Below are 19,239 nucleotides of genomic sequence, written 5' to 3'. Positions count from 1 at the left end.
TTGCTCACATCAAACAATTTAGGCGGGTTGCAACGCGATACGACAAACTCGCTGAACGATTTGCTTCATTTGTGGCAATTGCAGCTTCGATGCTTTGGTTAAAATAAATGTCAACACGCCCTAGTAAAAATACCTTATCTGGACATTCAACAACGGCGGTATTTTGACTCGCATGATAAATTTTTAGCAATAAATTATTTATCTCGTACATCAATCTCACCGTCAGCCTCTGTTTCCCAAAAGAAAATAGCCGCCTCCGATGCGATTGTTTATCCGTTGATATAATGCACCAATGACATACAGCATCGTTTGGTTCAAACGCGATCTGCGTTTGCATGATCATCTCGCGCTACACAACGCAGTCAGCCAAGGCAAGGTACTGTGTTTGTACGTGGTCGAGCCATCGCTATGGGCGCAAGAGGATGCGGCAAATCAGCATTATCAGTTTCTGTTAGAGAGCCTGCGGGAGCTGTATGCAGCCCTGCGCCAGCGCGGTGGGCAATTGCATGTTATTACCGGTGAAGTCAGTGAGGTGTTTGCGCAGCTGTTTTCGCATCAACCATTTAAGGCAATTTATTCGCACGAAGAAACCGGCAATGCAGTCACTTACGAACGCGACAAATCCGTCACACGGTGGTGCAAGCAAGCACAAATCGACTGGCATGAATTCGCACAATTCGGTGTGGTCAGACGTTTAAAAAACAGAGACGACTGGCAACGCCATTGGAATGTGCACAACGATGCTGCATGCGTTCCCATACCGGTATTGAACGCAGAAAATTTTGAATCACTCGCCCCCGGCTTGGCCTTACCGCAATTACCTGCATCAAATCAGCAGCTTCATCTTGATCCGTATGATCCGCCACTACGTCAACGCGGCGGTAGGCTACAAGGAGTGGCGACCTTAAACGATTTTTTAGATGAGCGTTGCCGTCAATATCGTGGAGGTATCTCGTCGCCTTTGTCTGCGCCTACTGCTTGCTCGCGTTTATCCCCTTATCTCTCCTATGGCTGTCTGAGTTTGCGTGAAATTGTGCATGCAACACGGCAGCAGGTATCTGCTTTAACGCCGCAAGAAGAACGAGAAAAAAAAGGCTTAAACGCGTTCGTCAGTCGCTTGTACTGGCATTGCCATTTCATTCAAAAGCTGGAAAGTGAACCTGAACTGGAATACCGCAATCTGCACCGCGGCTATGATGGACTACGTGAGGACGACTGGAATCAAGCGCACTTTGATGCGCTTGTGAATGCCAGAACTGGCTGGCCCTTGGTGGATGCCTGCGTGATGATGTTACACCAGACGGGCTGGCTGAATTTCAGGATGCGGGCGATGCTGGTATCTGTGGCAGCATATCCTTTATGGTTAGACTGGCGTCCGGTAGGACAATGGCTGGCCCGTCAGTTTTTAGACTATGAACCGGGCATCCACTGGAGCCAGATGCAAATGCAGTCGGGTACGACCGGTATCAATATTCCTCGCATTTACAATCCGATTAAACAGGCAAGCGATCACGACCCCCATGGGCATTTTGTACGCCGTTGGTTACCGGCCATGCGTCGGGTGCCGGATACATGGCTATTTGAACCATGGCGTATGCCGCCCGATGTACAGCGCGCCTGCGGCGTTGAAGTGGGAGTGGATATTCCTATGCCAGTGGTAGATCTCGAATCAGCAACGCGCGAAGCAAAGGCGCGTTTATTTGCTGTTCGTGGACAACCACAGGTGCGCGCTGCAAAACGTGCCATTGTCGAAAAACATGGTTCCAGACAAGGTAAGAATGACCGTTCAGGTACCACGTCCAGAAAAAAAGCAGCATCCAAAGTCGCGCCTGTCGCGGCGCAGTTAGAACTCGATTGGTGAAAGACATTCCGATGCGCATGCGTAAAAAATCAGATTTACCAACCAAGTTATGCCCCCATTGTCAGCGTCCATTCGCGTGGCGTAAAAAATGGGAAAAGGTATGGGATGAAGTCAAATTTTGCTCCGAGCGCTGCCGGAGAGAAAGTAGAGCAAAAGCATGACCAGTAGATTGATCTCTTCGTCACCTGCAATGACCAACAAGAAGCACAAAGCAGCGATTTATTGGTTTCGTCAAGATTTACGCATAGACGATAATCCTACGTTGATCAAGGCGTGTGCCAACGTGCAGACGATGGTGTTCGTCTATTGCCATCCACCGCAGAAAATCACACGCTGGGGCTTTCCGAGTAACAGCCCTCACCGGCGTCACTTTATCGATACCGCACTCGCCAACCTCAGAAAAACCTTAGTGAGTCTTGGAAGCGACTTACTGGAAATCGACATGAGCGCAGCAGAAGCTTTGCCAGGACTGGCAAGCGAACTGCAAACGACAGCGATTTACTGCGAAGACATCGCGGCACCTGAGGAGCAAGATGAAGTGGCTGCATTGCGTGTATCAGGATTAGATGTCAGTGCAAGGTGGCAGTCGAGCTTGCTGTCACCAGCAGATTTGCCATTTAAGCCAACTCAGCTACCCGAGGTATTTACACAATTCAGAACGACGATTGAAAAAGCAGGCGTGCTTCCCCTCGCCCCTTGCGCTGCACCAGCGTCGATTCCACCTTTACCAGCACAGTTCAGCGAGATCGTTAGTCGCTGGCATAAGCCCGTGATGCCATGCCCAACACGACCTAAAGACCAGCGATCATCCTTTCCCTATTTTGATGAGCAATTCTCTGGTGCCGCCTCGGCTGCAAAGGCGCATCTGGACCAATATTTAGCGCGAAAGTTAGCCCACACTTACAAGCAAACCCGCAACCAACTGACGGGCGTCGATTATTCGACCAAATTCTCACCATGGCTAGCCTGTGGCGCGATATCAGCCCGCCAGATCTATCATGCGTTAAAAGAATTCGAAACAGAATATGGAGCAAATGACAGCAGCTATTGGATCTGGTTTGAGTTGTTGTGGCGCGATTACTTCCGGCTGCTGCATTTGCAATATGGACGTCGACTTTATACAGCCAGTGGCTTAAGTACGTTGCCAGCTCCGTTGCATGACACAGTAAGATTTACCAATTGGTGTCAGGCACAAACAGGAGAAGCCTTGGTCGATGCAGGGATGGCTGAACTTGCTGCGACGGGGTATTTGTCTAACCGGCTGCGTCAGATCGTCGCCAGCTATCTGATCTATGATCTGGACTGCGACTGGCGCGCAGGTGCGGCTTGGTTTGAAGCACAATTAGTTGACTACGACGTCTACAGCAATCAAGGCAATTGGTTATACATTGCCGGACGCGGCACCGACCCTCGCAATGGGCGTCGGTTCAATGTCCAGAAGCAAGTCCATGATCACGATCGCGATGGAACATATCGCCAGTTATGGCTCACCGATTTACCAACGATGAAATGACAACAACGATGACAACCATTCGGCTCATCCTGGGTGACCAGCTCAACATCCAGCATTCCTGGTTCAGCGAGATAGCTGATGACAGGTTGTACGTGTTAATGGAAGTCCGCCAAGAAACTGATTATGTGCTGCATCACGCACAAAAAATTCTAGCGATTTTTGCAGCGATGCGGGAGATGGCACGGCAATTAACCGATCGAGGTCATCGCGTACATTATCTGCGCATCGATGACCCCACTAATCTGCATGCAATTCCTGCCAATATCGATGTGTTGGCAGCACAATTAAAAGCGAATCAGGTCGAATATCAGATGCCTGATGAATGGCGTCTAGACGAGCAACTGTACCAACACAGCCGTCACTCAGCAATACCGTGGCGCATGGTCGATAGTGAGCATTTTCTGACAACTCGACACCATGCATCCGATATTTTTGCCGCGCGAAAACAATGGCTGATGGAACATTTTTATCGCCAAATGCGGGCACAGTATCAAGTATTGATGAGCGCAGGAAAACCCGTCGGTGGGCAGTGGAATTACGATCAGGATAATCGTAAAGCGTGGCGCGGCACACCTGCAGAACCGCAGGACGCGCGAGCAACGCACGATCACTCCACGCTATGGCAAGACATTGTCAATGCAGGCGTTCAAAGCTTTGGTGAGCCGAGTGAGCGTCAATTCCGGTGGGCATTAAACCGCCAGGAAGCTATCGAGCAGCTTACCGCGTTTATTCAACATGGACTGCCGTTTTTCGGTGATTTTCAGGATGCCATGAGTACCAAGGCGTGGCGTCTTTTTCATTCGTTGTTATCATTCGCGCTGAATGTGAAGATGCTGCATCCACGCGAAGTTATCCAGCAAGCAGAAGATGCCTACCATGCTGGTCTGGTTCCGCTAGCGGCTGCGGAAGGCTTTATCCGGCAAATTTTAGGCTGGCGCGAATATATCCGTGGTGTGTATTGGGCGCAAATGCCAACCTATGCAGAAAAAAACTTCTTTGATCATCAGCGACCGCTACCGGCATGGTTCTGGACTGGCGAAACCAAGATGAATTGCTTGTCGCATGCGATCAATCAATCGTTGGAACAAGCACATGCGCATCATATCCAGCGCCTCATGGTCATTGGTAATTTCTCGCTACTAGCAGGATTGAGTCCGATCGCGGTCCATCAGTGGTATTTAGGGGTGTACATCGATGCGTTTGAATGGGTAGAACTACCAAACACCATCGGTATGAGTCAATTTGCCGATGGTGGTTTACTGGCAACGAAGCCTTACGTATCCAGTGCTGCGTATATCGACAAAATGAGTGATTACTGCAAAGGCTGCCACTACGATAAAAAATCCCGTATCGGCGACAATGCTTGCCCATTTAATGCCTTGTACTGGGATTTCTTTGAACGTAATAAGAAAAAACTGGCCAACAATCCACGGATCGGGATGGCATACCGACAGTTAGAAAAGATGGATGAAAAAGTCATAGCAGACTTTCAACATCAGGCGCTAAAAATCATCGATAATTTAGACTCGCTCTGAGGCTTTATGACTCCAGCGCGTATTTCAAAAAATCAGAATCGACGCATCAAGCAATCAATCAAAGCGAGGACCAATGAAAATCGGGATGCAGACTTGGGGTAGTCATGGTGATATCCGCCCTTTTCTAGCACTAGCTGAAGGCTTACAAGCCGCAGGTCATGAAGTGACCTTGGTCATTACCTGCTTTGATAGCGAGTCCTACGCCAATGTGGCCTCAGAGCATGGTGTCAGGATTCAACTGGTTGCCTCGCCGGTGATCGCGGTGGAAGAAGGCGAACGCATCGCCGAGATGGTCTATCGTACCCGCGATCCGATGAAGCAAGTCGCGACCATTCTGAAAGTCTGCTTCGAACCTGCTGAAGACGCCATGTTTATCGCCTCTCAGCAACTGTGTCAAGACAACGACTTGCTGATTGGTCACTACTTCATGCACCCATTACAGATTGCCGCTGAAAAAGTACAGAAACCCTACGTCAGCGTGGTCTTGGCCAATATTGTCGTACCTAGTGCTTACAGTAATCCGCTCGGTATTAATGCGCTTGGTCAGTGGGGACACAAGCTGATCTGGTGGCTCACGAAGTTCAGCGTCCATCGGGCAATACAGCGTTATCCGAATCGCCTTCGGCGTCAACTAAACATGCAACCGACACGCGATGTGATGACTGACATATGGATGTCAAAAGATCTGACATTGCAGGCAGTCAGCGCACAATTTTGTCCTAGACAGCCGGATTGGCCATCCTCAGTCAAGGTGTGCGGCTTTCTTGACACCCCTAATCTGAGTATGGAAGGTACTATTCCAGCCGAATTGAGCACTTTTCTTGGTCTTGGTGAAGCCCCAGTCTATATCACCTTTGGCAGTTGGATGCCACGCGACTTGATCAATCAGACGGCAACACTTCATTTGCTGACACAAGCAGCGAAACAAGCTGGTTGTCGCGCAATTATCCAAAGTGCTACGTGGAAAGAATGTGGATTGAGGTCTGATGAAGATGTTTTTTATATTTCTACGGCACCACACCATTTGATTTTTCCTCACTGTCGAGCAATCGTCCACCATGGCGGTGCGGGTACCACACAGTCAGCCACGCTAGCAGGCAAACCATCCATTATCGTTGCACATATAAGCGAACAAGAATACTGGGGACGCGAGTTGCGCCGTATCGGCATAGCCGGAAAGCTGAGCAAGCGCCGTAATCTGAGCGTCAGAATACTGGCAAATCAACTTCGCTACGTCATGGACCACCCTGCACTAACAACGACTGCCGTTGGCATCGCTGCAGCCATGAAGCAGGAGAATGGCGTAGCAGAGGCAGTCAAACTGATACAACAACGGTTTGGTATGTAAAAACGCCAGCATCGAGCCAACGGCATTGCTTCATAGAGCGACTTGGCACCATGTAACAACCGCAGCCGTCTCTGCTTTAAGCGTTGCATTGCGGTTATCCCTGCTTAAATGCATTTCGTCACGGCTTTTTTACCGCTTGTCGCATGTCGATTGTTGCCTCGCACCCCAAGACATAAGATGTACTCATCAACAGAAACATTGATAAATAAAACTGATGAGTACGTTAAGGGAGAAATATCATGAAAACAACAACACGTCATCTTCTTGCTTTGCTGGTTCTGGTCGCTCTGGTTATCATCGCCGGGCTGTATTTTTACTCGCCACCCACCGTGATTATCGGTGATGAGGAAATTGTTGGGGCTGCCGGCTTTGGGGCTGCAGTCATTGGCATGCTTTTCGCGGCGTTTGCCTGCATTTTCGCTTTTGTCCTAACCAGTGCGATCTTAGCGGGCGTCTCGGCTGTCTTGATTGGCATCGTTGCCATCGTTGCCGCAACGCTTGCTATCGCAGTCGCACCACTTTTCTTACCCCTGCTGTTGCTGGTTGGCATTGTGATGCTATTTAAACGTCAAAAATCAACAAAGCCAATTGAAACCATCAACGAAAATCACGTGATTCATCAATAAATCAGTGTGTTAATCACTCACACCGGAAGAAAAACTCGCCTGAAGCACTCAGGCACTTGGGCGACACTGGTACAATCTGTGACCTTTTTTCTTCCGGCTGACTATGAAATCCCCAGAACTGCGCAAAGAATTATCAGAACTGGTGCTGCACAAACGTGGTATCCGTATCAATCTGCAACTCTCCCTCATTGAGAGCGAAGACGAAATTGCTCTGCGTGATGCTGACACCCTGGCACGCCGCATCATTGCACTTTGCTTGTTGCAACAGTTTGTACAGGCAGAGAGCACACAAAAAGCCACGCTCCGTGATGCAATCTCAGCAGCCTCATTGCAAGAGTACTTTTCAGAGAACGAACTCAAATTCATCACGGCTAACACCAGCGATGGTCATCAAACCCAGCTGAATGAACGCGAGTTGAAGGGGGAAGCCTTGCGATTTTTGTTGTGGGCGAGTGGTTTGCAATCAACAATTGGGATGCCTGATGGCCAAGTGCCCAGCGAGACCGTCCTCACAGCACTCTCCGATCTACCTCAGAATTCTGCCGATCTGGCCAAACGAATCAGACTCAGAAGTAAGTCAGCGATGCTGGACTGGGCTGATCTGCTTTATCGTCTACATTGGGCAGTGCGCCACGCGCATATCACCGGCAAGCCCACACCAGGCCGGCTCGATGCCGATGCAGTACACGAATGGCACAAGGCAGTGAACTGGGTGATTCAATATGATGATGAAAATAACTGGGATCAGGTCAGCACAGAAACCGCGGGCTAGTACTGACGAATAGTGATAAATGCTGGCATTCATCGACAGAAAATAAATAAACCGATGAATGAATATTTATTCACCGGCTGTCATTGATGAACGACTGACTATTTATACGTAACCAGAAATTGCTCTACGTGCGACGGCAGAATCGTCTGAAAAAAAGCCATCGATACCAGCAGCAAGATAAGTTCTGATTTCGGCAATTGACCCTTTTTCATTACGTGCGTTGTCGCCTTGATCGTTGCGAAAATCTGCTGCTATGAAGCGATTTTCCGGACGGAATGTGTAGGTATGTACCAGCAGGCCAGCTGCGTGAGCATCTCTCACTAACGATGTAGGTTTCCCTAACTTGCCATTCTCTAGCCACGGAATAATCGCCCGATTCGGTGGTGCCACCACGTCTGCATACGTCGCGACATCACGCAAACCTTGCGCACTGCTCATTTGGGCAAATGTCAGACTACCACCAGTAGCGACGACATCAGCAGGACGAACTGGCCCTTGATCAATCAGTTGCATCAAACGCGTGTTTGGACGACGGCCAATCACGCTACGCAAGTACTTCAGATTGGCAACTTCAAACGATTGGATCTCTAACGGGCAACGACGCGTATATTCATGGGCCTCGATGCTTTTTAAAAAATGGTCTTCCAGAGGTAGGCCAACACTCGAGAAATAGGTCGAATGTTTCAGTTCTGGGATCAAGCCGATGACTTTACCAGTCGTCACTGATGACGCAGCAGCAAAATCGATAATTTCATCCCATGTCAAAATCTGGAACATGCCATCAAACTGCGTATTGTGCGGACGGACTTTAGGCAAGCGCTCAATAGCACGCAGAGTCTTCAGTTCAGCTAGGCTAAAATCCTCAACATACCACCCTGTTCTTGTAACGCCATCGATGGTTTTAGTTACCTTTTTATCGGCGAACTCTGGGCGTGTCGCGACGTCTGTGGTTTCACTCAAAAAAGCCTCATGCCGTGCGACCAATACACCATCATTTGTGATCACAAGATCAGGTTCGATATAGTCTGCGCCATCAATAATCGCCTTCGCATACGACGCCAAGGTGTGCTCAGGACGCAAGGCTGGTGCTCCACGATGCCCAAACAATTCAATTTTCTTCGGCGTATTCGCAAATGCATTTGCAAACGCAGACGAAGCGGCACCAAATGAAGTAGCGCACAATACTGCAGCCCCCTGGGCCGCAGTCGTTAAAAAAGTTCTGCGATGATGTTTCATACTTCGCTTAATCAGAACTCAGCGCCAAAAGTGACAAAGAATTGGCGTGGCGCAATTGGGTAAGTATTGTAGGTCCCACTTGCAGCACCAACGACGACGGCAGCAGCACCTGTAATCTGATTCAGATTAGTCACATTCAAGCGCAATTTAGCATTCTTCATAAAGCCCGAATTCAATGATGGCAATTTCGCAGTCACACCCAGATTGAGCATGAAGTAACCACCAACATACAGATCATTTGTGTAAGTTGCATAACGACGACCAACATAATCACCGGTTAATTGTGTTTCAATATCGCCGAATGTCGCGGTAGCGACGATCTTATCCATCCATTTAGGTGCGCCCGGCACTTGCTTACCAGAGGTCTGCACAATGGCGTTGCCGTTGGAGTAGTTATCACCGTACACAGAACGGTTATAGGAGAACGCGTTATATACACTGAAGTTTTTTCCAAAGTGTAACGTACCAGCAATATCAACACCATCTGTCGTTACACTACCAACATTGGCCAGCACAGGGTTGCCGCCGACAATGGCGGAAATAACAGAAGTTGGACTAATCTGTAAAAGACGATTGCTGAAATCAACGTGATAAATGTTGACCTGTCCATCGACCTTGTCGAGTGCGCCCAACTGCACATCACGTTTTCCGCGCAGGCCCATTTCGTAGGTCACCGAAGTCTCTGGTTGCGCGTTATTTTTAAACAAATCAAACGCTGACTGACTTGCCAGACTCCAAGGAGATGCACCACCAGCGCCATAAGTAACGAACTGACGCATATTTTTTTGAATATTGGCAAAAAACTGGTCACGTGGGGTGATGTCCCACAGCACACCTAACTCAGGTAAGAACCATTTTTTCGTATCAATTTTACCCACTGGTAATGCCTTCGAACCACCGGAAATCGCGCCTGGCAGAGGTTGTACAGGGAATTCACCATCCGCGAATTGCAAACTAGATTTAAAGCCTGCTTGTACCGCAAGATTCGGTTTGATATGCCACTCATCTTGTAGGTGCAGTTGTACGACATTATTTGTAATGTCACTACCGTATTGGGTAATTAAAGGGTTCGTTGGACGTTGGTATGGCGTACTTGGATTATTGACATCAAGGGCGAACCAGCGGCGATAGGTAGAAGAATTATTGCGCTCCCACCAACCACCAAAGGCCAACTGATGATCACCTAAATCCATATGAACGGCCGAAATAATGCCAGGACGATTGATCACGTATTGTGTCGCGCGGGTAGCATAGCCTGAGTTACCAAAAATCTGCTTCAGGTTCTGACCAGGAAAATACACACCAAATAAGGCTGGCAAGCCCGCTGCGCCAATAGGACCAGCAACCACACCTACGCCATCATCATGATGGAAGTAAACTTGATTAGTCCAGCTTGTCGTCTGACTGATATTCCAGTCATATTTGGCGTAGGTCAGATAATCCGTACGCTGCGCGTCACTATAATAGTTATGGTAGTTCGAACCGTCGGCAGCAGGTGTGTTACCAGTTGGCGATAAATACGCTACTGCGGCACCAAAATTCGGATACAAAAATGCGCGAGTATAGGGTGCGCTGGTTTCGCCAGCAACATGTACCGTCGCATCTTCATTTGGCTCGGTCTTGTCGCTGTAATCAAGGAAGAGCGTTAATTTACCTGTGTCAGTGCTATGTACAAACTTAGTGTTTATCTGATTACCGCTTTGTTTTCCATCAAAATCCCACGCTTTGGCCTCCTGATGCAAACCGGAGATATACATGCTATTGCCATTACCAAAGCTACCAGTATCAAACCGAACAAACGTACGTGATGCGTTATGGCTGCCAACGGTCTGCTGAAGACTGGTGGTTTTAGTTGCCAATGGATCGCTGGAAAAGACTTCGATTGTGCCACCTAGATTACTGGTCGATGGTGTCGCCAGATCACCAGCACCAGATGATAAGACCACATTACGGACGTTTTCACTGATGACTGCGCGCTGGGGTGATAAACCATTGTAATTACCATACTGCTGATCACCGAGCGGAACACCGTCCATCGTGTAACCTAATTGCTGACCGTTAAAGCCATGAACAAATAAAGTCAGGTTCTGTTCATTGTTACCCCATGGATCCGCCGTAGAAAAACTCACACCAGGCAAGGTCTCTAAGCCTTTTAATGGATTCATACCGGGCAACTGGCTCTGGAGTTCTTTGCTGCGTAAGGAAACCGAAGAACGTGTCGATTGCGATGAAATTTCTACAGTAGAAATATTGCTATCGGCACCTTGCGCCTGCTTAACGTCATTCGCCACCGCCGTCCCTGTGGTATTTGCTGTCGTTGCCTGTGCGTTAGCCAACTGAGCAAAGGCCATCAGGCATGCTGTTGACATAACTAATAATGGAAAGCGGGCGGGCAAACTTGATTGCAACTGGAGGTGGGTTGTTTTCATTTTTGTTAAATGGTCAAATAAAGGAAGTAAGCGAAGTAGCAATTTTTTAATACTTGTCGAATAGCGCGTAGCTTAGTAACTTTTTGTGACGACGAAATGACCATAAATTAACAATCTGAAAAATACCTGTTTTCTACTTCTTAAAACTTATGCTTTACTGATATACCTCTATCAACTCGATTGAAAATAAAGGTAAACTACCCTTCAATCTTTCAAAAAACCTGACTACAATTAACCTGATTTGGTTCCTTGTCCGAGCACTCCATGAAATCTCACACCATTACTTATCCACGTACTATTGCGATTGTTACCCTGCTCGTCATGATCGGCGCAGGATTTCACTTTGCACATGCAGATGATAATGACGATGCTACAAGTAAGTATGCCGAAAATGACTATGGGGCAGCTGCGGAAGCATTTCAGGCTGCTGCCGATAAAGGCGATGCCGATGCGCAAACTAGCCTGGGACTGATGTATCTAAAGGGTGAAGGTGTCGAGGAAAATGAAAAAACGGCACTGAGTTTATTTGAAAAATCGGCAGCACAAGGTGATGTCCGTGGTGAAGTCAATCTCGCGCGAATGTACGCCAAAGGCAAAGCAGGAATCCCCCCTGATTACAAGGTCGCCGTCTCATGGTTTGACAAAGCTGCGGCGCAAGGTTATGCCGATGCCCAATATAGTCTTGGCGTCTTGTATGTTACTGGTAATGGTGTCCCTTTGAACTACAAAAAAGCGCAGGAATTATTTGCCAACGCCGCAGATCAGAACAATAGCAGCGCTCAATATCAGCTTGGTTTAATGAATTTTAAAGGCAAAGGTATGCCCATCAATATGGTGGAGGCATACAAATGGCTTTCTTTAGCGGGTGACTACGATGATGCGCCGGTTTATCGTCAATACGTGGCACAAAACATGAGCAAAGATCAGATCGACAAAGCGGTAGCATTAGCGGATGACTGGAAACAGGAATTCGAACAAAACCAGGAAAAAACGGATAAAAAAACATAACAAGCGTGTTAAATAATCTCGCCGCAACATACGAAACCAACTCGTGCAGCAGATATCGCTGGCAATCAACAAAAGCAATGCAGTATTTCCGGAAATATGCATCTGAATATGTATCGTCAACATAGGGACTGGCGTAATAAACAGAAGAATTAAATAGCTTTACCTTTTTTAATTCGCCTGCTATTTCCAGTCTCACTAGATGAGTTTATGCACCTTTAAATAGACGATACGCTACAAGTCGTTTCATTAGACGACGAAAAGGATGTTCCTCTTTTTCAACATGGTTGCCATCCTGCCCGAGCGAAATTTGTGGGTAAATTTCGGGTAGACCATTAACGAGATAGGCGAAATGCATTTTTTTCTACTCCTACTTAAGTGCTAATCGGAACAGTGCTCGTCGTTCGAGCATCCTTGGTCGTCGTACTAAGCGACGCTTTTTAGGACGGCATTCCAGGATACGCTGCGAACACTTGGTTCCATGCCAAGTCGGCTAACTACCCTCACCATATTCAGTCTGACGTTATCCGCGCGACGGACGTCAACGTCAAAAACGGCGATGTCACTTTCATTTTGTGATGCACAATCAAAGGATTCAATCACCCCACAATCCATCGTCAACGATCGCCGCAATAGTAATTCCACGTGCTTGACATCATTACGACGACACACGGTACGAATGTGATACAAAGAAGCGGTTTGCTTTGTGACATTCTGCGCAGTGGTATTCCGGCGAGAAATAGACATTTGCTGAACGACGAGAGTGGCCAAATCAAAAAGTGTCATTGGAACCTCCTGTTCATTCTTTTTGACGTGTATAGACACGCTGGATCAACACAACCGCGGGGATAGCTCCGGGAAAAATAACCGTCATCAGATCGACACAACGTTCAAAATGCGTATCGGCCAAGCTGTTGTTGAACGTGTCACGTGCGCCATGCATGAGAAGGAACCATTCCATTTCCTTTTCCTTTACTAAAAGAAGTCATCCTGCGCAGGCAAACACCAACGCAAACACACGCAAGACGAACTTACAGCGTCGATGCCAGTTCAACAGACGAGATTATTTCGAGTGCACGAAATGACGAGCACGAAAAATCAACGATCTAATGAATCGACAAAAAATTCGACAATAAATGAAAGGATGAGGGAAATACATTGACGAAGATAATCGTCGTGTCACATAGCCTGCATTGCGCACGCTAGAGTAGAGAAAAGTCTATCAGGAGAGTGCAATAATGTGTGCAATGGTCACGGGCTTGCCCCATCCAACCGATTGATAATGACAACTACTACTGTCCATGACAGATGCCTTATAAAATGAGATAACGAAATTGTAAGCGTCTTGAATTTAGGATGTCAACCTATAAAAAAAAGCATGGTATTTCGTATTGCCTTAAAAGACACACGAGCCCCAAATACACGTTTGAACATCGTTAAAAAAAATAGCCATAGAATCACGATCAAATAGATCAACGCTTCTCCCTTCGGAGCAATCAAACACCACAGAGGTAAGCCGTCTAATTTCCATCAAAGGAGAATGACCATTAAAAAGACAAGCGAATCAGTGTCGTATACGTTGATGATGGAGGCCGCACTAGTTGTGTTACACCCCATACATAACGATATAGGAAGTGGGGAGTTTCTCAAAAGAAAATGAGGCTCACTTCGAGTAATAGTGCAAAAACATGCTGGCGGTCGTTTGCACCAACATATCTTGTTGAGCGGCGTTTAGAATGGGTTGTCCCATCGCGACTTGCGGCCAGAACGCCATCGATTTTAATTGTCCCTGGAGCATATCTGCCATGAGTTGTGGATCTGCGAGACGCAGCTTGCCATCATTTTGTGCAGCCTTAATCCACGTGACGATACTCAGTTCATTTTTACTCAGTTTCTCAACCATATCCCGTGCACGGTCGGGCGTATGAATGGTAGCAGCTACTGCCACCCGTGACAGGTCAAGAAAATTATGGTCCGACAGCATACCCATTTTTTTTCTTAAATGCACTTCTAGTTGATCCTGTAACGTAGCGTCAGTCTTATAAACCAAGGTCTCCTGCGTTGCAGCGGCATGCCAGAGTTGCAACAAAATTGCGCTAAATAATTCTTCTTTGCTAGCGAAATGGTTATACACCGTCCGCTTAGAAACAGCGGCAGTTGCTGCAATTTTGTCCATACTGGTCGCCTCAAACCCGTGCTGACGAAACTCCTCTATCGCGGCTTGCAAAATCGCTTCGCGTTTGCGGTCAGTCTGACGCTGAGGCTGGTTCATAGTTTAAAGCCAATAGATAAAAGTCATTGATAAACAAAAGATTTTACACTAGGTAGTTTACTTTACCCAAGTTTAAAACTACACTGTGTAGTGTAATTAATGAATATTCTACGCTTATACATCAGGCGATCTGGTGCAAAACGTAGACGGATGCATGCAAAGCCGGAAGCGCATGACTGAGACGTCAGCGGCGACAATGATCTACTTGTAGTATAAGGATATCCAAGAGAGTAATGCCTCAGATTTGCTACGATGAACGACGGTAATTTGATGCTTGCAACGCGGCTTAGTACGATACTTTGCACGAAACTTCACACCAAGGGATGAGTCAATGAGTTTGAATACAACGCCAACCACATCAACAACTGCATCAACAACTTCAACGCCCCAATTCAGTACGGAAAAAACAGATGCAAAGTTCCGTAATCAGAAACAGATGCGCGAGCCAGGCTTTTGGAAAAGCTTATCTCTGGCCTGGGTATTTTTATTCAATAAACCCAAGAACACAGTACCTGAGGGTAGCATCCCTGTTTTTGAATTAAGCCGTAACGAGCTTCTGGCGGCGCCAGACTCGACATTGTTTCGGCTTGGACATTCAACGCTGTTAATGAAATTACACGGTGAATTCTTTCTGACCGATCCCGTGTTTTCCGAGCGTGCTTCACCGTTCCAATGGATGGGACCCAAGCGTTTTCATCAACCACCGATTACGATCAGCGAATTGCCGTCCATCAAGGCGGTCATTTTGTCACATGACCACTACGATCATCTTGACCGTACTGCCGTATTAGCATTGGCAGAAAAGACTGAGCATTTCCTGACAACAACTGGTGTCGGCGACCGGTTAATTGCGTGGGGAATCTCTCCTGAAAAAGTGCGTCAGTTAGACTGGTGGCAAGAAACAACAGTCCATCAGATTCGATTCGTCGCAACGCCTGCGCAACACTTTTCAGGCAGAAAGCTAAATGATAGGAACCAAACTTTATGGGCATCATGGAGTATTCTGACCCCTGAGCTACGGATTTTTTTCAGCGGTGATTCTGGTTATTTCAAGGGTTTTAAAGAAATCGGTGAACGTTTAGGCCCTTTCGATTTAACACTCATGGAAACCGGCGCTTATAACAAGCTATGGCCGGATGTCCACATGCAGCCCGAAGAAACGCTGCAGGCGCATCTCGATCTCGGTGGCAAATATTTACTACCTATTCACAACGGCACATTCGATCTGTCTTTACATGCGTGGTATGAACCATTTGAGCGTATCGTGGAGTTAGCCAGACGTCACGGTGTAAAAATCAGTACGCCGCAAATGGGAGAAGCCGTTGACATAGCCGAACCACAGAGCGGCCAACACTGGTGGCGCTTTGCTCACGTAGTACGACATCCGGTCGCATTGTATACCGCAATTACTGAATAAGACAAAGAACGCAAACTGCGTATCAGCGTTCTTAAAAAAGGCTTGTGCATGGATGATCATGACAAGCCTTTTTTACGTTTCGACACATAGAATTGCATTATTGATATTAAAACAAAAGGTCGATATACTCAAAACAAGCATCAAAAATATCCGAAAAAAAAGTCCTCACGATCTCTCTTTTCAGATCGTTTTAGATGTTGATCACTAACTTTTCATTCTGCCGTCTACCAAGCAAAGCCAATGTTTAAACACAAAAATGTTATCGCACTCAGTGTCGCTGCAATTTTTTCTATTCCAACTATCGTCAACGCTGCCGGTGAAGGACATTTTCGTTCTTGTATCAACACACGGATCTGACCATCAACGCCGATAGCACCAGCGTGATGGACGAGGAATATATTTGGCGTGGCGTCGATCAGCAAGGGGCAAACGGCCTGGGACAACAATACCTGAGCTTTGATCAGGATAAACAGGAACTAGAGATCTTAAAAGCAGAGACAATCAGAGCAAATGGCGAAAAAATCAAAGTACCAGCGTCTGATATCAAGTTACAAGACGGGATGTTAGGTGGCGTTTCATACCCGCACAGAAAACTCTATCAGATTACGTTTTCAAAGCTATTGCCTGGTGATGCGATTCATGTTCATTTACGACAAAAGCAACGCAAACTGGATCTTCCTGGCGGCGACTCACACAGTGAATATTTTAACTATGATGTGATCAGAGGCGACGCCTCATACACGTTGCACTACCCAGAAAATATGCCGCTGCATGTCGCCAGTCATGACATGGAAGAAAAAGAAAATAAGGTTGAACAAGGTATTCATACAATCACTTGGTCACATCGTAGTACTGATACCAAAATAAGTGACTCAGATGTAGTCAATACATGGAACAAAACACCGTATGTCATGATCAGTAGTTTCAAAGATTTAAAAGCCATTGCCGACGGCTATCAAATCGGTGCGGCTGAAAAAGCGGTCATAACACCAGAGATTAAAACACTTGCTGAGCAGTTAACGGCAGGGCTAAACAATGATGCAGATAAAGCAAAAGCAGTGTATGACTGGGTTCGTAAAAATATACGTTACGTTGCCAGTTATATTGGCGATGGTGGTTTTGTTCCAAATGATACCAAAACGATTTTAGAAAAACGCTATGGCGACTGCAAAGACCACGCCACAATATTGGAGGCGCTGCTCGAGGCCAGTGGCATTCCCGCTTCTCAGGTACTCATCAATGCCAGTACAGATACCTATAGCATGTTGCCCATTCCGGTATTTAATTTTAACCATGCAATCAACTACGTGCCTGGATTACATTTATTTTTGGATTCAACATCTGACCAGACACCGTTTGGATTACTCCCAGAAATGGATTACAGCCATGACGTGTTGGTGACGAAAAATTTTAAGGAAGTAACGAAGACGCCACCTGTTTCAGCAGACGAAACCAAAATTCTTCGGCAGGCAACAATTGTACTTGAGGCCAACGGCGCAGCAACACGGACGACGGATATCACTGGCTATGGATTAACAGCAGTCGCTGTCAAAACCTTTCTCGATACAATAGGACCTGGCAAAGAAAGTGATTGGGCGCTTAAAACCTTAGAGAGTAGTGGGATGCATGGTAAAGCTGAACTTATCGCCCTGCCCTCCAATGACCCAAAAGTATTGAGCTATCGTTACGCTGAAAACGTGAGCAACTTCATTTCGCAGCCAGAAGCGAGCGCTATCGGCTTCAATGCGGGTCTCACGGGTCCAATTTCAGCTGTGCGGATTCTGCGCCGCTTTACCGAAAAAAACCGTCACTCTGATTTCAAATGTTCGGCCTTCGCTGTTGAAGACCAGATTGAAATCCGTTTAGCACCTGAGTTGAAAGTATTGTTTGTCCCAAAAGACGTCCATATCAAAGACGGTGACGTTTCTTTTGATAGCGTTTATAAAAAGCAACAAAATACCTATACCTTGCAGCGTCAGTTCCGCTCCACGTCAACCAAAGCCTGGTGTTCAGCAGATGCCTACGATGCGATGAAGAAAACGATGAACAACATCGACAAAGCGTTTAACGGTCGCTTATTGTTTATGAATAAAGATGAAGCGCGCAGCGACATGTGACCACATTGTTCGTCAATTGCCTAAGCCACTAACATGTAGCACAAAAAAACCGCGAATATCGCGGTTTTTTTATCCAGAAAATTATTCCTGATGGTATTGCGTGACGCGTTCCACTTCGTTTTTCGATCCCAAGAAAACAGCAACGCGCTGATGCAGCGCTGTCGGCTGAATGTCGAGCGTACGTTGTTTGCCGTTCGTTGAAGCACCACCAGCCTGTTCAACGATAAACGACATTGGATTAGCTTCGTACATCAGGCGCAGCTTACCTGCCTTATCCGGTTCACGCTTGTCGGCTGGGTACATAAATACACCACCACGGTTGAGGATACGATGTACGTCAGCGACCATCGATGCGATCCAACGCATATTAAAATCTTTTTCGCGTGGGCCAGTCTTACCAGCCAGCATTTCGTCAACGTAACGTGTGACTGGTGGGTACCAGTGACGGGTGTTAGAAGAATTGATCGCAAATTCTTTAGTATCTTCCGGAATTTGCATACCGCGCTGTGTCAGTACCCATGAACCCATTTCGCGGTCCAATGTGAAGCAGTTCACGCCATTACCCGTTGTCAGCACCAATACGGTCTGTGGACCATAGACCGCATAGCCAGCGGCAACTTGCTTGCTACCTGGTTGCAAAAAGTCTTGTTCTGTTGGTGCGGACATGCCGTCTGGTGCTTTCAATACCGAGAAGATAGTGCCGATAGACACGTTGACGTCGATGTTGCTAGAACCATCTAATGGATCGAACAACAGCATGTATTCGCCTTTTGGATAGCGATTTGGAATCTGATGAATGGTTTCCATTTCTTCCGATGCCATCGCCGCCAAGTGACCGCCCCACTCATTGGCTTCGAGCAAAATTTCGTTCGACAAAATGTCGAGTTTTTTCTGCACTTCACCCTGAACGTTTTCACTACCGGCAGTACCTAACACTTCACCCAACGCACCTTTACCCACCGCGTGGCTGATGGTTTTACAAGCACGCGCCACCACTTCGATCAATAGGCGTAACTCTGCAGGGATAGAGTTATTCAGGCGTTGCTCCTCGACCAGATACTGGGTCAGACTGACACGTTTCATACGGTTCCTTTATTAAAAGTATTGA

17 protein-coding genes and 1 pseudogene are annotated in these 19,239 nt (G+C 47.1%); 11 read left to right on the top strand and 7 right to left on the bottom strand.

Features of this window, described 5'->3' with window-relative positions:
- The 8 genes and pseudogenes from ACO0KV_RS10925 to ACO0KV_RS10890 all read left to right on the top strand — a co-directional run.
- Positions 1-107, top strand: a pseudogene (locus ACO0KV_RS10925) (IS5/IS1182 family transposase); the annotation flags it as partial.
- Positions 108-292: 185 nt separating this feature from the next.
- Positions 293-1,861, top strand: a complete 1,569-nt coding sequence (locus tag ACO0KV_RS10920; protein WP_423042560.1) for an FAD-binding domain-containing protein — start codon at positions 293-295, stop codon at positions 1,859-1,861.
- Positions 1,862-1,872: 11 nt separating this feature from the next.
- The gene (locus ACO0KV_RS10915) at positions 1,873-2,022 is read left to right on the top strand and encodes a DUF2256 domain-containing protein (protein WP_423042559.1); all 150 of its coding nucleotides are present in this window, start codon (positions 1,873-1,875) and stop codon (positions 2,020-2,022) included.
- Positions 2,019-3,374 carry a DASH family cryptochrome gene (locus ACO0KV_RS10910; RefSeq protein ID WP_423042558.1) on the top strand — a complete coding sequence of 452 codons (1,356 nt, stop codon included), beginning with the start codon at positions 2,019-2,021 and terminating at the stop codon, positions 3,372-3,374. The genes ACO0KV_RS10915 and ACO0KV_RS10910 overlap by 4 nt, the downstream gene beginning before the upstream one ends.
- An 8-nt stretch (positions 3,375-3,382) precedes the next feature.
- Positions 3,383-4,909, top strand: a complete 1,527-nt coding sequence (locus tag ACO0KV_RS10905; protein ID WP_423042557.1) for a cryptochrome/photolyase family protein — start codon at positions 3,383-3,385, stop codon at positions 4,907-4,909.
- 73 nt (positions 4,910-4,982) lie between these two features.
- A complete protein-coding gene (locus ACO0KV_RS10900) occupies positions 4,983-6,257 on the top strand; it encodes a glycosyltransferase (protein WP_423042556.1) in 1,275 nt (424 codons plus the stop codon).
- Positions 6,258-6,496: 239 nt separating this feature from the next.
- On the top strand, positions 6,497-6,883 hold the full coding sequence (locus ACO0KV_RS10895; protein WP_423042555.1) for a hypothetical protein: 387 nt from the start codon (positions 6,497-6,499) through the stop codon (positions 6,881-6,883).
- A gap of 103 nt (positions 6,884-6,986) precedes the next feature.
- On the top strand, positions 6,987-7,655 hold the full coding sequence (locus ACO0KV_RS10890; RefSeq protein ID WP_423042554.1) for a DUF4272 domain-containing protein: 669 nt from the start codon (positions 6,987-6,989) through the stop codon (positions 7,653-7,655).
- Between the two features lie 102 nt (positions 7,656-7,757).
- Here the strand turns inward: ACO0KV_RS10890 and ACO0KV_RS10885 are convergent, their stop codons facing one another.
- Together ACO0KV_RS10885 and ACO0KV_RS10880 are read right to left on the bottom strand one after the other, a co-directional pair.
- The gene (locus tag ACO0KV_RS10885) at positions 7,758-8,891 is read right to left on the bottom strand and encodes a glycerophosphodiester phosphodiesterase (protein WP_423042553.1); all 1,134 of its coding nucleotides are present in this window, start codon (positions 8,889-8,891) and stop codon (positions 7,758-7,760) included.
- Between the two features lie 11 nt (positions 8,892-8,902).
- The gene (locus ACO0KV_RS10880; RefSeq protein WP_423042552.1) at positions 8,903-11,320 is read right to left on the bottom strand and encodes a TonB-dependent receptor; all 2,418 of its coding nucleotides are present in this window, start codon (positions 11,318-11,320) and stop codon (positions 8,903-8,905) included.
- A 264-nt stretch (positions 11,321-11,584) separates the two neighbouring features.
- Between ACO0KV_RS10880 and ACO0KV_RS10875 the strand changes: the two genes are divergently transcribed.
- A complete protein-coding gene (locus tag ACO0KV_RS10875) occupies positions 11,585-12,328 on the top strand; it encodes a tetratricopeptide repeat protein (protein WP_423042551.1) in 744 nt (247 codons plus the stop codon).
- 205 nt (positions 12,329-12,533) lie between these two features.
- Here ACO0KV_RS10875 and ACO0KV_RS10870 read toward each other — a convergent pair whose 3' ends face one another.
- The 4 genes from ACO0KV_RS10870 to ACO0KV_RS10855 all read right to left on the bottom strand — a co-directional run bounded on the left by ACO0KV_RS10870 (position 12,534) and on the right by ACO0KV_RS10855 (position 14,597).
- Positions 12,534-12,683, bottom strand: coding sequence for a hypothetical protein (locus ACO0KV_RS10870; protein WP_423042550.1), 150 nt, complete (start codon positions 12,681-12,683; stop codon positions 12,534-12,536).
- 68 nt (positions 12,684-12,751) lie between these two features.
- The gene (locus ACO0KV_RS10865; RefSeq protein ID WP_423042549.1) at positions 12,752-13,111 is read right to left on the bottom strand and encodes a hypothetical protein; all 360 of its coding nucleotides are present in this window, start codon (positions 13,109-13,111) and stop codon (positions 12,752-12,754) included.
- Positions 13,112-13,124: 13 nt separating this feature from the next.
- Complete coding sequence (locus tag ACO0KV_RS10860; protein ID WP_423042548.1) at positions 13,125-13,286, bottom strand: hypothetical protein; 162 nt, start codon at positions 13,284-13,286, stop codon at positions 13,125-13,127.
- Positions 13,287-13,988: 702 nt separating this feature from the next.
- Positions 13,989-14,597, bottom strand: coding sequence for a TetR/AcrR family transcriptional regulator (locus tag ACO0KV_RS10855; protein WP_423042547.1), 609 nt, complete (start codon positions 14,595-14,597; stop codon positions 13,989-13,991).
- A gap of 331 nt (positions 14,598-14,928) precedes the next feature.
- On the opposite strand from ACO0KV_RS10855, the gene ACO0KV_RS10850 reads away from it, so the two are divergent.
- Together ACO0KV_RS10850 and ACO0KV_RS10845 are read left to right on the top strand one after the other, a co-directional pair.
- Positions 14,929-16,014 (top strand): MBL fold metallo-hydrolase, encoded by a 1,086-nt coding sequence (locus ACO0KV_RS10850; protein WP_423042546.1) that lies wholly within the window; start codon positions 14,929-14,931, stop codon positions 16,012-16,014.
- Positions 16,015-16,349: 335 nt separating this feature from the next.
- Entirely contained in the window at positions 16,350-18,131 is a 1,782-nt protein-coding gene (locus ACO0KV_RS10845; protein ID WP_423042545.1) for a DUF3857 domain-containing transglutaminase family protein, read from the top strand.
- Positions 18,132-18,212: 81 nt separating this feature from the next.
- Here ACO0KV_RS10845 and ACO0KV_RS10840 read toward each other — a convergent pair whose 3' ends face one another.
- Positions 18,213-19,214: a class 1 fructose-bisphosphatase gene (locus tag ACO0KV_RS10840; protein WP_423042544.1), complete on the bottom strand. Its 1,002-nt coding sequence runs from the start codon at positions 19,212-19,214 to the stop codon at positions 18,213-18,215.
- Positions 19,215-19,239 lie beyond the last annotated feature (25 nt).

The sequence above is a fragment of the Undibacterium sp. RuRC25W genome (assembly GCF_049339825.1).
Classification (GTDB): Bacteria; Pseudomonadota; Gammaproteobacteria; order Burkholderiales; family Burkholderiaceae_D; genus Undibacterium.
Note: the sequence above shows the minus strand (reverse complement) of the source record. Positions and strands in the feature narration are given on the sequence as shown.